General features: G+C 40.1%; 11 protein-coding genes. 5 read left to right on the plus strand and 6 right to left on the minus strand.

The window, feature by feature from the left end:
* Positions 1–3 precede the first annotated feature (3 nt).
* A complete protein-coding gene (gene serC / locus Q4574_RS05055) occupies positions 4–1089 on the minus strand; it encodes a 3-phosphoserine/phosphohydroxythreonine transaminase (protein WP_303472219.1) in 1086 nt (361 codons plus the stop codon).
* A gap of 78 nt (positions 1090–1167) precedes the next feature.
* Positions 1168–3858, minus strand: coding sequence for a DNA topoisomerase (ATP-hydrolyzing) subunit A (gene gyrA, locus Q4574_RS05060; protein ID WP_303472220.1), 2691 nt, complete (start codon positions 3856–3858; stop codon positions 1168–1170).
* A gap of 261 nt (positions 3859–4119) precedes the next feature.
* On the opposite strand from gyrA, the gene ubiG reads away from it, so the two are divergent.
* From ubiG to yfaE, 5 genes are all read left to right on the plus strand, one after another.
* Entirely contained in the window at positions 4120–4833 is a 714-nt protein-coding gene (gene ubiG, locus Q4574_RS05065; RefSeq protein WP_303472222.1) for a bifunctional 2-polyprenyl-6-hydroxyphenol methylase/3-demethylubiquinol 3-O-methyltransferase UbiG, read from the plus strand.
* Positions 4834–4841: 8 nt separating this feature from the next.
* Complete coding sequence (locus Q4574_RS05070; RefSeq protein WP_303472224.1) at positions 4842–5522, plus strand: HAD-IA family hydrolase; 681 nt, start codon at positions 4842–4844, stop codon at positions 5520–5522.
* Positions 5523–6024: 502 nt separating this feature from the next.
* A complete protein-coding gene (nrdA, locus tag Q4574_RS05075) occupies positions 6025–8346 on the plus strand; it encodes a class 1a ribonucleoside-diphosphate reductase subunit alpha (protein ID WP_303472226.1) in 2322 nt (773 codons plus the stop codon).
* A 69-nt stretch (positions 8347–8415) separates the two neighbouring features.
* A complete protein-coding gene (gene nrdB, locus Q4574_RS05080; RefSeq protein WP_303472228.1) occupies positions 8416–9546 on the plus strand; it encodes a class Ia ribonucleoside-diphosphate reductase subunit beta in 1131 nt (376 codons plus the stop codon).
* Positions 9546–9815, plus strand: a complete 270-nt coding sequence (yfaE, locus tag Q4574_RS05085) for a class I ribonucleotide reductase maintenance protein YfaE (RefSeq protein WP_303472230.1) — start codon at positions 9546–9548, stop codon at positions 9813–9815. The genes nrdB and yfaE overlap by 1 nt, the downstream gene beginning before the upstream one ends.
* A gap of 7 nt (positions 9816–9822) precedes the next feature.
* Here the strand turns inward: yfaE and Q4574_RS05090 are convergent, their stop codons facing one another.
* From Q4574_RS05090 to Q4574_RS05105, 4 genes are all read right to left on the minus strand, one after another.
* Complete coding sequence (locus tag Q4574_RS05090) at positions 9823–10356, minus strand: hypothetical protein (RefSeq protein WP_303472231.1); 534 nt, start codon at positions 10354–10356, stop codon at positions 9823–9825.
* Positions 10357–10366: 10 nt separating this feature from the next.
* Entirely contained in the window at positions 10367–11311 is a 945-nt protein-coding gene (locus tag Q4574_RS05095) for an AEC family transporter (protein ID WP_303472233.1), read from the minus strand.
* Between the two features lie 831 nt (positions 11312–12142).
* Positions 12143–13045, minus strand: a complete 903-nt coding sequence (locus tag Q4574_RS05100; RefSeq protein WP_303472324.1) for an NAD(P)-dependent oxidoreductase — start codon at positions 13043–13045, stop codon at positions 12143–12145.
* Positions 13046–13581: 536 nt separating this feature from the next.
* Positions 13582–14598 carry an alpha/beta fold hydrolase gene (locus Q4574_RS05105; protein WP_303472236.1) on the minus strand — a complete coding sequence of 339 codons (1017 nt, stop codon included), beginning with the start codon at positions 14596–14598 and terminating at the stop codon, positions 13582–13584.
* Between the last annotated feature and the right edge of the window lie 73 nt (positions 14599–14671).

Here is a 14671-nt window from a genome sequence, read left to right on the forward strand (position 1 = left end):
GTTTTATCCATTCCTTCTAGCAAAATCGTTCATAAAGTCGGTTAACGCTTTAACCCCTTCAATGGGCATAGCGTTATAAATACTGGCGCGCATGCCGCCAACTATTCTGTGCCCCTTCAGTGCCTTCAAACCCGCAGCTTCCGACTCTTCTAGAAATAAAGCATCTAATTTCGTGTCTGCTAAATGAAAAGGAACATTCATCCGCGAACGATTTTGAATTGCAACGCGATTTGAGTAAAAATCGTTGATATCAATGGCGTGATATAACAAATCAGATTTTTCTTTATTGCGCTTTTCGATCTCGGCAACACCACCTAAGTCAAGCAACCATTCAAACACTAAACCGGCTAAATACCAGGCAAATGTTGGCGGTGTGTTGTACATGGAATCGTGTTTCGCGATCAAACTATAATTTAGGATCGAAGGAGTCTCGATTCGTGCTTTGTCCAGCATGCTATTATGCACAATGACTACTGACAAACCCGACGGACCAATGTTCTTTTGTGCCCCACCGTAAATCACTGCGTAATCATTGATATCAATTTGTTTCGACAGAATATTTGAAGACATATCTGCTACTATAGGCACGCCTTGTGTATCGGGCACTTCATTTATTTCAATACCTTCCACAGTTTCATTAGGGCAATAATGGAAATATGCGGCTTTGTCGTTGAGTTTCCAAGAGCTTTGAGACTGAACTTGAGTAAGGCCATCGACTTCTTCGATGCCGCCGACAACATCTGCAGTTAAATAGTTGTTCCCTTCGTTCACAGCTCCTTTTGACCAAGAGCCCGTTACTAAGTGATCAGCATGATCTCCAACAGCTGATAGATTTAACGGCACAGCTGAAAATTGCCCTCTTCCACCGCCGTGGGTAAACAGTACTTGATAATCATCGGGAACGGCTAATAGCTTTCGCAAATTATGAGTAGCACGCTCAGCAACCTCAATATACGCTTTGCTACGATGGCTCATTTCCATCACCGAGCACCCTTGACCTTGCCAATTGATAAACTCTTGTTGTGCTTTCAACATAACATCAGTCGGTAACATCGCCGGACCTGCACTGAAATTATAAGTAACTGCCATAATTTGATTTTCTCCCGAAAAAAAACGAGCGGAATAAGCCACTCGTTTTAAGTATGATTAAAAACTAGCGTTTATGATTTATTCAGTAGGATCAGAGTCTACTTCGTCAGCGCTATCGTCCGCCACTTCAGCTTGTTCCGCTGCAACGACGTCTTCACCTTCTAGTAGTTCTAAATCTTCTGCTTCAATCTCTTCAATTTTTTGTAAACCCACAACATGCTCGTCTGCACCTGTGCGGATAAGTCTAACACCTTGGGTATTTCGACCTACTGTGGAGACTTCATCTACTCGTGTTCTAACCAATGTACCTTGGTCACTGATCAACATAATCTCTTGACCTTCGAACACTTGTACTGCACCCACTACTGCACCATTACGTTCAGAGACCTTGATTGAAACAACACCTTGTGTTGCTCGGCTCTTCGCTGGATAGTCTGCAATTGGAGTACGTTTACCGAAACCATTCTCGGTAGCGGTTAACACAGCTCCATCACCTTTAGGAACAATAAGTGACACCACTTTTTGACCGTCTTGTAAACGAATACCGCGAACACCAGTAGCGGTTCTACCCATAGGGCGTAATGCTAAAAGCTCTTCACCGGTTTCAGGATCAAGCTTCACTGCGCCGGTTTCAGAATCTCGTTGTTTTTCGTTAAAGCGAACCACTTTACCGGCATCCGAGAACAACATAATGTCGCTTTCACCGTCGGTAATATCAACACCAATTAATTCATCACCTTCGTTTAAGTTCACCGCAATAATACCGTTTGAACGAGGACGTGAGTATTGTGAAAGTGCGGTCTTTTTAACCGTCCCGTTAGCTGTGGCCATCAATACATATTTACCTTCTTCAAATTCTTGAATAGGTAATATAGCGGTAATACGTTCGCCTTCCTCTAAAGGAAGAATGTTCACGATAGGACGTCCACGGGCGTTACGACTAGCAAAAGGTAATTGATACACTTTCAACCAGTATAAACGGCCACGAGTTGAGAAACACAATATGTGATCGTGGGTATTGGCAACCAATAACTTTTCAATGAAGTCTTCATTCTTCATCTTAGTCGCAGATTTACCTTTACCACCGCGACGCTGGGCTTCGTAGTCAGAAAGTTTCTGATATTTCACGTAGCCTTCACGAGACAATGTCACTACAACATCTTCTCGCTCAATAAGATCTTCCATGTCGATGTCATGAGTTGCTGCTGTGATTTCTGTACGTCTTTCGTCACCGTATTCATCACGTATTTGTTCAAGCTCTTCCCTAATCACTTCCATCAAACGTTCAGAGCTAGATAGTATCAGCAATAATTCAGCAATAACGTCGAGTAGCTCTTTGTATTCAGCTAAGATTTTATCGTGTTCTAAACCAGTCAGTTTGTGTAAGCGCAGGTCTAGAATCGCTTGGGCTTGCTGTTCGGTTAAGAAATATTCGCCTTCTGATATACCGTACTGTGGTTCTAGCCAATCAGGACGAGCCGCATCATCACCCGCACGTGCTAGCATTTCAGCAACATCACCTAACGCCCAGCCGCGAGCCACAAGAGAAGCCTTAGCATCACTTGGACTTTCTGATGCTTTAATTAACTCGATAATTTCATCGATGTTAACTAGTGCAATCGCTAAACCTTCAAGGATATGGGCACGGTCGCGAGCTTTCTTCAGTTCATAAACTGTACGACGGGTAACCACTTCTCTGCGATGCAGTACAAAGGCTTCTAAAATATCTTTGAGGTTAAATACCCGAGGTTGGTTGTTGTCGAGGGCAACCATGTTGATACCAAACACGGTTTGTAATTGTGTTTGGGCATACAAGTGATTAAGTAGCACTTCTGCTGACTCGTTGCGTTTCACTTCAACAACAATACGCATTCCATCTTTATCAGACTCATCGCGAAGTGCTGAAACACCTTCAATTTTCTTCTCTTTAACCAGTTCAGCAATTTTTTCAATCAATCTTGCTTTGTTAACCTGGTAAGGGATCTCGTGCACAATAATGGTTTCTTTACCACTATCTTCAGTTTCAATTTCAGCCCGGGCACGCATGTAAATTTTACCGCGGCCAGTGCGGTAGGCATCGTCAATTCCTTTACGACCACTAATTAATGCAGCGGTGGGAAAATCAGGTCCCGGAATATGTTGCATGATCTCTTCGATAGTCATATCTGGATTATCGATCAGTGCAATACAGCCGTTTACCACTTCAGTTAGGTTATGAGGTGGAATATTGGTTGCCATGCCTACGGCAATCCCTGAGGAACCATTCACTAATAAATTAGGAACACGTGTGGGAAGTACATCAGGAATATGTTCCGTACCGTCATAGTTAGGTACAAAATCAACGGTTTCTTTTTCTAGATCCGCTAGAAGTTCATGGGCTATTTTAGCCATACGAACTTCGGTATAACGCATTGCAGCTGCTGAGTCTCCATCAACTGAACCAAAGTTACCTTGGCCGTCAACGAGCATATATCGCAAAGAAAATGGCTGCGCCATACGAACAATGGTGTCGTAAACCGCAGTATCGCCGTGGGGGTGATACTTACCAATTACGTCACCGACTACACGAGCAGATTTCTTGTATGGTTTATTATAATCGTTTTTTAACTCATTCATGGCGAACAATACGCGGCGGTGAACAGGTTTTAACCCATCACGCACATCCGGTAGTGCACGTCCAACAATGACACTCATTGCATAATCGAGGTAAGAGTTTTTAAGTTCTTCCTCTATATTAATGGGGAGAATTTCGTTGGCATTGTCTGTCATATACAGCCTTGTCCCTAAATTATTATCTGAATCTACTGATGAAACTGGTCAAGTCAGTTTAAAAAGTTCGACTTCACTTTTAGTTATAGTGGGTTCTAAATCGACTGTGGATTCTACCACCGAGAAAACAAAATAAATAGCCGTCATTCGCTTATATAGTGTGCAATCAGACAATTTTTTAGCATATCTTCGGGTATAAAGGTCTGGTTATCTAAATTAATGCCAGCTTATAATAGCAATAAGATAAAAAAGGAGTGCACAATGACCGAGCAAAACGTAGATGCTGCAGAAATAGATAAATTTTCAGCGTTAGCGTCTAGGTGGTGGGATTTGCAAGGAGAATTTAAACCCTTGCACGAAATCAATCCTCTTCGAGGAGACTATATTCAACAACGCACCAATGGTGTTTTTGATAAAAACATAATTGATGTTGGATGTGGTGGCGGTATCTTATCTGAATATTTAGCCAAACAAGGGGCCCAGGTCACTGGCATTGATATGGCTTCTGAATCCTTAGAAGTGGCTCGTCTTCATGGTCTAGAATCCGGCGTAAAGGTGACCTATCAACAAATAACCGCAGAGCAAATGGCTGCCCAACATAGCAATAAGTTTGACATTGTAACTTGCCTCGAGATGCTTGAGCATGTGCCAGATCCTGCTTCCATAGTGCGAGCTTGCGCGGCACTAGTTAAACCCGGTGGCCACGTATTTTTCTCTACTTTAAATCGAAATCTAAAATCCTATTTAATGGCCATTGTTGGCGCTGAAAAAATTCTAAACCTAGTGCCCAAAGGCACTCATGATTACGAAAAATTTATACAGCCTTCTGAGCTATTAGCCTGGGTTGATAAAACGGATCTTATCACCCAGCATATGACTGGCCTGCATATGAACCCTTTTTCGAAACAATTTTACCTTTCTGAACAAAATGTCGATGTCAATTACATTGTCCATTGTCAAAAACCTGAAGGATAAACAAGGCCATGGCAAAAGGTTTTTTAAATGATCAATACGCTGCTATTTTATTTGATTTAGACGGCACTTTATTAGATACAGCAGCGGATTTAGGCAATGCCCTAAATCACGTATTGCGTCACTATGACCGGCCAACTTGTAGTTACGATGCATATCGATGTGTCGCCTCAGATGGCGCCCTAGGTTTATTAAAGTTAGGGTTTGGTGATGACTATGCAAACCTTTCTGAAACGGAATTACAAACATGTCGACAAATGTTACTCGACCATTATGAACAAAATGTTTGTGTCGATACCACTTGTTTTGATGGCGTGATGGAGACCCTGGAATGGTTCAATCAAAATGCTATCCCTTGGGGAATAGTCACCAACAAACCAGGCTTTTTAACGACCCAACTGCTAACCCACTTCCCGATAATGCAAACTAGCGCAGTGGTAATCAGTGGAGATACCTATATCAAACGTAAACCCCATCCTATGCCGTTGTTAGAGGCTGCGCGAATTTTGTCCATCGCACCTGACAAAGTCCTCTATGTTGGCGATGCCAAAAGAGATATCGAAGCCGCTCAAAACGCTTATATGGGAAGCGTTGCCGCCCTCTATGGTTACATCAAAGATCCACTCGAGGTGAGAGACTGGAAAGCGGATTACGTTGTCAGTCAGTTCTCTGAGTTGCTTGATATTGGCTAGTTAATAGATTCATCGTATTTATGCACTTTTGTTTTATCATAAATAAAGATGAGTGCCCATAAAAATACCAGATATAGTGATTGTTAAGATTTTTAACACTATATATCGTGATATTCTAAAAACAGACCTGATCCTTTAAAAATAATTTAACTTTAAAATTTAATCGAAAATATGCTTGCAATCGGCTTAACTGCGTCGTGAATACCCCTTCTAAGTTAGTCGATACTAACCTACCATTTGGTTAAGTTTTTTTGGCGATAAAACCACCAGATATTGGGTTGCAAACGAGGGCAAACACCTCTATCTTGTGCTAGTCACATTTTTTCTAACTACTCAAAAAATAACCGGAAGTAAACGCTGAGAAACGCGACCTTTTTACGTCCTTAAGTGTGCACAAAGTTTAAAACGATACTTTTAAAAATTAATTTAAAAATACAATGTACTCGATAATTTTAGTTATCAGGGTATGTAACGCTAATTATTTAAACGGCAAATTAAATACATGAATAACTCTCTATATGTCACGAAACGCGATGGTGAACGTGAAGTCTTAAATTTGGACAAAATTCACAAAGTCATAACTTGGGCGGCCAAAGGCTTAAAAAATGTTTCTGTTTCTCAAGTTGAAATTAAAGCTCATATTCAGTTTTACGACGGTATCAAAACCGAAGATATTCATGAGACCTTAATTAAATCTGCGGCTGATTTAATTTCCACGGAAACACCCGATTATCAATACCTTGCTGCTCGTTTAGCGGTATTCCATTTACGTAAGAAAGCGTACGGTCAATTTGAACCTCCCGCGTTAGTTACCCATGTTAAAAGCATGGTTGCAAAGGGCAAGTATGATCAGCACATATTAGAAGACTATTCAGAGCAAGAGCTCAATGAGCTAGACGAATACATGGATCATTGGCGAGACATGAACTTCAGTTATGCTGCAGTGAAGCAACTGGAGGGTAAATATCTAGTACAAAATCGAGTGACCGGTGAAATCTACGAAAGTGCTCAGTTTTTGTATATTCTAGTCGCTGCATGTTTGTTTGCTAACTATCCAAAAGAGACACGTTTAGACTATGTAAAACGTTTTTATGACGCTGCGTCTTTATTTAAAATATCCTTACCAACGCCAATTATGTCTGGGGTCAGAACCCCTACCCGTCAATTTAGCTCTTGTGTCTTAATTGAAGCAGGTGACAGCTTAGATTCGATTAATGCCACTGCAAGTGCCATCGTTAAATACGTGAGTCAACGAGCAGGTATTGGTGTGAATGCAGGCCGAATTCGTGCCCTAGGTAGTGAAATTCGCGGCGGTGAGGCCTACCATACGGGTTGTATTCCATTTTATAAATACTTCCAAACTGCGGTGAAAAGTTGTTCACAGGGTGGTGTCAGAGGCGGTGCAGCAACCTTATTCTACCCAGCATGGCATTTAGAAGTTGAATCCTTACTAGTACTTAAAAATAACCGTGGTGTGGAAGAAAACCGAGTTCGTCACCTCGATTATGGTGTGCAGTTTAATAAACTCATGTACACCCGAATGATCAAAGATCAATACATTACCTTGTTTAGTCCTTCTGATGTGCCAGGACTATATGATGCTTTCTTTGCCGATCAAGATGAGTTTGAAGCTTTGTATGTGAAATACGAACAAGATGATTCAATTCGTAAAAAGAAAATCAAAGCGGTTGAGCTATTCAGTTTGTTTATGCAAGAACGTGCAAGTACAGGTCGTATTTATCTACAAAACGTAGACCACTGTAATACTCACAGTCCTTTCGACCCTAAAGTTGCGCCTGTTAGACAAAGTAATCTATGTTTAGAAATAGCCCTTCCCACTAAACCATTGCAGCACATTAACGATGAAAATGGCGAAATTGCTCTGTGTACCTTATCGGCATTTAACTTAGGGGCAATTGAAAGCCTTGATGAATTCGAAGAGATGGCAGACTTAGCAGTACGCGCACTAGATAGCCTGTTAGATTATCAAGACTATCCTGTTCCTGCTGCATACCGCGCTTCCATCGATAGAAGAACCTTAGGTATAGGCGTGATTAATTTCGCTTATTATTTAGCGAAAAATGGTAAGAAGTACTCCGACGGCAGTGGTAATGCCCTCATTCACAGAACTTTTGAGGCCATGCAATACTACCTACTCAAGGCGTCAAATAATTTGGCGAAAGAAAAGGGAGCTTGTCCTAAATTTAACGAAACAACCTATTCACAAGGTATCTTACCCATTGATACTTATAAAAAGGATCTCGATAAAATATGCGATGAGCCTCTGCACTACGATTGGGAAACCTTGCGTAAAGAAATTGTGGAACACGGATTACGCAACAGTACGCTGTCTGCATTGATGCCGTCAGAAACCTCGTCGCAGATATCCAATGCAACGAACGGTATTGAGCCACCTCGAGGTCATATTAGTATTAAGTCTTCAAAAGATGGCGTATTGAAACAAGTCGTACCTGAGTACGAAAGATTGAAAGAGCAATATGAATTGCTGTGGGACATCAACTCCAATGATGGTTACTTACAGTTATGTGCCATTATGCAAAAATTTATCGATCAAACAATTTCTGCAAATACCAGCTACGATCCGGGTAAATATGAAGGTGGAAAAGTGCCCATGAAATTGTTGTTAAAAGACCTATTAACCACATACAAATTGGGCATTAAAACCTTGTATTACCACAACACGCGAGATGGTGCTTCAGACACCTCTCAACTTGAATTGAAGAAGGAAGTTGCGACGCCATTGGCCCAAGAAGTTGTCATTGAAGAAGATGACGATTGTGCCGGTGGTGCATGTAAAATATAGGCAAAAAACAAGTTTGGTGGCGTAAAAATACGCCACCTGGTGTTAAACCTCACAGAGTACTGACGGTAAATGAAATACACTACTTTTAATCAAAAACCTACAAATCCTTTATTGGAACCCATGTTTTTCGGCAATCCAGTGAATGTTGCTCGCTACGACCAGCAAAAACACAGTATTTTTGAAAAGTTAATTGAAAAACAAATCAGTTTTTTCTGGCGTCCAGAAGAGGTAGATGTCAGTAAGGACCGCGTTGACTTTCAGTCTTTGAGTGACTCTGAAAAGCATATTTTTATTTCTAATTTAAAATATCAAACTTTGCTAGATTCAGTGCAGGGAAGAAGCCCAAATATTGCATTTCTACCGATTATTTCATTACCTGAGTTAGAAACATGGACAGAAACATGGTCATTTTTCGAAACCATACACTCTCGCTCTTACACCCATATTTTACGCAACCTATTTACCGATCCGAGTGCGATCTTTGATGATATTGTGGTTAACGAACAAATCAAACAACGTGCTGGCGATATTTCTAAATACTACGACGATTTGATTTTTTATACCCAGCTGTGGCAAACCCAAGGCGAAGGCGTTCACACAGTTGAAGGTGTCGCTTACACCATCACCATGCGTGAGTTAAAGAAGAAGTTGTATTTATGCATGAACTCGGTTAATGCCTTGGAAGCCATTCGTTTCTACGTTTCCTTCGCCTGTACTTTCGCATTTGCAGAGCGTGAGTTAATGGAAGGTAACTCAAAGATAATCCGTCTTATTGCTCGCGATGAAAATCTCCACCTCACCTCGACTCAACACATTATCAACCTTTGGCAAAAAGGCAAAGATGATCCAGAAATGGCTGAGATCGCAGAAGAGTGTAAAGACCAAGCAAAAGAAATATTTATGCAAGCGGTAGAACAAGAAAAACAATGGGCTGGATATTTATTTGCACAGGGCTCAATGATTGGATTGAACGAAGAGATACTCTGCCAGTATGTGGAATATATTGCGAACCATCGCATGTCCGCCATTGGCATGGGCCAACCTTTTGATATCACCAGCAATCCTTTGCCTTGGATGAATAATTACCTCAATTCTGACAATGTACAAGTTGCACCACAAGAATCTGAAATAAGCTCTTACTTAGTGGGTCAAATTGACGCCGAAGTAAACGCTGGTGACTTTGACGATTTCGATCTTTAATGTCCGAAAAGAAATCAACGGTGATCATTGTTGATGGTGATCACCCTCCTATCCTTACCGACCATTCAGACACTATTTTAGAAAGCTTGGAAAAGCAAAATATCGAGGTTCACTATCATTGTCGTGAAGGGTTTTGTGGAGCTTGCAGAAGTAAACTTATCAGTGGCGAAGTCGACTACAAAACCGACCCCCTCGCCTATATTGATGATGACGAATTCCTCCCCTGTTGCTGTATAGCCCTCGGTGATATCAAAATAAAATTGGTCTAGTCACAATTTACTGACCGAAATCACATGTCCCGTCAAACCCTAACTGATCTTTTTTCAACAGGTTTATTTTACCTTCTTCAAATTGATAGTAGTAGGTATAAGCCCAGTCTGGCACGTTTTCAGCAAACCCATCTAATTTTGGATTCATAATTAACAGATCACTGTCGGCTTGGTAACAAAGCCCCAGTCCCGAAGTCAGGGTATCCATGATTTTACCGGTTTCCACCTGAACAACCACATTAAACTGGCATCCAGTGCCACATCCTGTGCTTAAAATATAAAAGTGGCCAGCAAAATTAGCTTGTTGGCCAACAACTGACGCCTTCATCCATTGCCACTTTTGCTCCACAAAAACACCATCAGGATGACTGTTAAAATCAACTTTTTTTAATGGGCTATCTGCAACTTCAGGAACCTTGAATTGCTCGAAAGTAAGCGCCTCTTGCCCATACACAGAAAAGCTTAAGCACACACTTAGGTACACAACACAGTGTATTAAAAACCAAGATTTAATCTGACTATCACTTTTATTGTTGTCCATGCTTTTATACCTAAATCAAAGCAAATACTTTTAATAAAAATATCCCCAGTGTTGTGGTCACTAAAGATAATGTACTGGTAACTGCAATAATAGCTGCAGCTAGAAAATGATTACCCTGCATCGCTTGCACCATCGGATAACTGGCGGCCGCGGTGGGGGCTGCACACATGAGGTATAAAATACCTAACTCTTCCCCTCTGAATCCTAAAATAAAACCACCCGTGGTGAATACGAGGGGAACAAAAATCAATTTCATTGCAGACGACCAGTAAAGCACACTGGAAGAATGAAACTCTTTAATCCGAATAGAGGCTCCGGCACACAATAGCGCTAAAGGTAAGGTCATACCGGCAAAATATTCCCCTGTATGTAACGCAATCTCAGGGATTGGTATATTTAACAGTGACACCAATACACCCGCAACAATAGAGATGATCAATGGGTTTTTAATGATACTCAGCAACATTCCGCCAACACGATTCGTGCCTCTTGGTGGTAAATGCCGTGTTAATGTAATCACAGATAAAATATTAAACACTATGGTTAATACTGCTAAGTAAATAGACGCGATACCTAAGGCTTTTTCTCCATAGGCACTCACCACAAAAGCAAGGCTAATAATGCCCATATTACTTCTAAAAGCACCTTGAACAAATACCCCTTTGTCAGCCTTTTGTGCTATCAATTTGGTAGCAAAAACGTCCAACAATAGAAATATTAGCAAGGTTGCAATAAACCCATAAATCACTAAGGCCGTTGGCAAACCTTGGGTAAAATCAGTGGTCGATAACTTTGTAAATAATAAGCACGGCAAGGTAACCTTAAACACCAATGCAGAGCCCATATTAGCAAAATCATCATTCAACCAACCAATTCGTTTAAACAAAAATCCAAGACCAATAATGAAGAATATAGGAGTGGTAATTTGTAATGCAAAATTTAAATCTGAGAGCAAATTAGCTCCTTAAGTTGATCCTATAAACAAACGTTTTTGGATAATTAACGACTCTGTGCTTGTATATTACTCAACACGAGATTGAATAACTCGCCCTTGTGTATTGATATCGATAATACATTGATAGAAACCAAAGTTGAGTTTGCTGTCCATTACGATCAACCTACCTGTCCCTGTTTTTTTAACGCTAAATTGTGAAAAATGCAGCGTATTGAGTTGTTTTAGCACACTTGATTGAGTGACACCCTGACTAAAATTGCCACATAGAAATACCACCTCTTTGCGTGCTTCATTCCAGAAAAAGGCGAAAACAACAACACAAATGAGTAGCAATATTGAAAGAGAAATTTTCCATATAACGACAGAACTAACCGATTTAGCAGAAATAGTGAATACTCCTTATCAGTTATGTAACATTCACCCTAATATCCCCTAACCTCTCAAGTAACCCCAAAACGACCCGCAGTAACGAATAGCAATTAGTGATACAAACGGTTATTAGTTGCTAGAGATTAAAGGTGAGAATCTGAGTTTAACTCATTGAAACTAGGCTCAGTTTACGGTTAAGACGAGATAACTGCAATATATCAAATTAGCATTTTTCGCGTGTTCTTAGGTGTAATGCTTTTTTATTCGCTATTTAATTACGCCCACAAAAAAATCCGATAATAGTCTTTGTAAAACATGGCATGCTTAAAAATAGCTTCCATCTAACACAATTACTATTGTCGGATTCAAAGGTTGTGAACACGTTGGACAAGTTCACATCCCAAAATTTTACTTTGATAGCGAATTGCCTGCTCCGTAGAGTTGCAATTATATTAGGCTATCTTACTTTGCTAACTTAAGAAAGTAATCAAAGATTTCTGGTACGTTACCGCTACCCATGCCTTCATCGAAAGCAGCTTGAAGGTTATGAGAAGTTCCTTCCGCTATTTCAGCACGAGTACCAAGGTCTTCAACCATTTTAAGGAAGTAACCCAAGTCTTTATTTGCATTGGCAATAGAAAAGCCTAAGTCACTAACACCATCAACTGCATAGTTTTTACAAAATTGCATGAAAGGTGAATTCGAAGGTCCTGTAGACATAATGTCGAACAACTGTTGGCGGTCAACACCTGCACGGTCAGCCACAGCGAATGCTTGTGACATAGTACATACAGTAGTCATACCCATAAAGTTATTAATTAATTTAGTAGTATGGCCGGCACCTAGTGCGCCAAGGTAAAAGATATTTTCGCCTTGCTGATCCAATACTGGCTTAACTTTATCGAAAGTCGCTTTATCTCCAGAAGCCATAATATTAAGAAGACCGTCTTTAGCGTGAGCTGGAGTACGACCTAATGGTGCATCGATCATGCCCGCGCCTTTCTTAGCAAGGTCAGCACCAATCTTACGAGTTGATGCTGGAATCGATGTTCCAAAATCAATTAATACAGCGCCTTCTTTGATACCTGCAAGGATACCTTCATCGCCGTAAACAACTTTTTCAACAATTTCAGAGGTAGTTAAAGCAAGCATAATGATATCACTAGCTGCAGCTAGTTCTGCTGCAGACGATGCGGCTTTACCACCACGAGCAACAACTGCATCAACAGCATCTTTGTTCAAATCCATTACGATTGGCTCGTAGCCTTTGTTCTGCAAATTTTCTACCATATTGCCGCCCATCAGACCGAGGCCGATGAAACCGATTACTGGTTTTGTCATTTCTAACTCCTGGAGTTTTGATATGTAAAGTTGAGTATAAAGAATATACACCTGTTAAATGTTAAGCAATTGACGAACGGCTCACAAAATTGCCATTCTTTAATGACGTAATCGGTTATTAAAAATGGATCTAATCATATAGATAGCTGTAAATCTAACAATTACGAAACGCTAAATTCGTAAAATCTAGGTTAGCCTGCTGCAGCAATATCTCGACTAATGAAAGTCAATTTTGATAGTCCGACGTCAACACCAATCAGCAAAGTTAAAAAATAACAAATGCAATGTCATTACCAAATTATCATACCATTGTAGGTTAACTAAAACCATATGTCATTACCAAAGTAAAAATAATGCTAACCAATTGGTAATAATAATCACTTGTTAACAGAGTTTTAAATTTTCTAATATAAATATAGGTTAATTTGAAACGGCAAGACCTACTTTTTATTAAACTACCTACAATCGATTAAGCCCTGAATAATAACCTTTACCATTAAGTTGAAGTCTTAATGAAATCTTAAACTACATAAGCCCCTAGCTCCCCTTCCCATTGCACATTACAATGCTAAGGCTTTCTGGAAGGCTGCTATAAAAGCGGAGTAATCTTCATAATGTGGCATGTGGCCGAGCCCCTCTAATTCAAACAAAACCGAATCTTTAATCAATCTGTGGGCATTTTGTCCTAAAGCTGCATAGTCACCTAAGGTTCGAGTGACTCCGGGTTTTAACCATCCTCTTCCAGGACCGGTTTTATCCCGGGTTCCAATAATTAAAATGGTTTTATTGTCTATTTGTGGCAACTTAGCGACAATATTTTCAGAAAAGATTGGACCGTAAGTCAGGGCATTGTTCCAGGCAACACTCGCCCAGTCATCTCCAGCTAACATGCCTTTTAAAGGAAGCAGTAATTTTTCATATTGCTGTGACCATTTACCATCGTAATAATTGTTTTTTTGATAACGTATGGCACCAGCCAAGGTGGATTTAAGCTGTGTTTCGTAGAAAAAATTAGTATCTTTAAATTCAACATATTCGCTGTAGTTTTCTAGTCCTATTGGATTTACCAAAATGAGTTTATCCACTGAATCACTATAATTGGTAACAAACGTCACCGCCAACATGCCTCCCATTGAGTGACCCACAACATCAAATTTATCAATTGTTAAATGATCCATTAGTTTCTTGGTGTTTAAGGCTAATTGAGCAAAACTAAATTGATAGGCATCAGGTTTAGATGATTTACCAAACCCAATCTGATCTGGAATGATCACTCTGTAGTTTTGTTTTACAAGATCCTTCGCCACTCTTTCCCAATAATAACCCGCAAAATTTTTGCCGTGTAACAGTACGATTGTCTTGTCTGCTGATTTTTTACCTACATCCATATAGCGCATTTTCAAAGGTTGATTTTGCGAGTTCAATTCAAAGGTATTCACTGCAAATGGATATTCAAACCCATCTAGCTCTTTATTATATTTAATTTCACCATCAGCACCTTCGGCAATATCGGCGTAGCTAGGCAAACTTAATACTAGACAAGTAACGAATATTATTTTCCAAAAGTTCTCTTTCATTTAATGTGTATCCTATTTGCTATCATTTGAGGGGGTTTTCCATTAAAAAATCGCAGGAGAAAACGGTTTTTTT

Origin of the sequence: Aliiglaciecola sp. 3_MG-2023, assembly GCF_030548205.1 — a bacterium.
Taxonomy (GTDB): domain Bacteria; phylum Pseudomonadota; class Gammaproteobacteria; order Enterobacterales; family Alteromonadaceae; genus Aliiglaciecola.

What these genes read in the sequence shown, in the direction of transcription:
- serC (WP_303472219.1), bottom strand. Translation starts at nt 1,089, where the DNA reads ATGGCAGTTACTTATAATTTCAGTGCAGGTCCGGCGATGTTACCGACT.
- gyrA (WP_303472220.1), bottom strand. Translation starts at nt 3,858, where the DNA reads ATGACAGACAATGCCAACGAAATTCTCCCCATTAATATAGAGGAAGAA.
- ubiG (WP_303472222.1), top strand. Translation starts at nt 4,120, where the DNA reads ATGACCGAGCAAAACGTAGATGCTGCAGAAATAGATAAATTTTCAGCG.
- Q4574_RS05070 (WP_303472224.1), top strand. Translation starts at nt 4,842, where the DNA reads ATGGCAAAAGGTTTTTTAAATGATCAATACGCTGCTATTTTATTTGAT.
- nrdA (WP_303472226.1), top strand. Translation starts at nt 6,025, where the DNA reads ATGAATAACTCTCTATATGTCACGAAACGCGATGGTGAACGTGAAGTC.
- nrdB (WP_303472228.1), top strand. Translation starts at nt 8,416, where the DNA reads ATGAAATACACTACTTTTAATCAAAAACCTACAAATCCTTTATTGGAA.
- yfaE (WP_303472230.1), top strand. Translation starts at nt 9,546, where the DNA reads ATGTCCGAAAAGAAATCAACGGTGATCATTGTTGATGGTGATCACCCT.
- Q4574_RS05090 (WP_303472231.1), bottom strand. Translation starts at nt 10,356, where the DNA reads ATGGACAACAATAAAAGTGATAGTCAGATTAAATCTTGGTTTTTAATA.
- Q4574_RS05105 (WP_303472236.1), bottom strand. Translation starts at nt 14,598, where the DNA reads ATGAAAGAGAACTTTTGGAAAATAATATTCGTTACTTGTCTAGTATTA.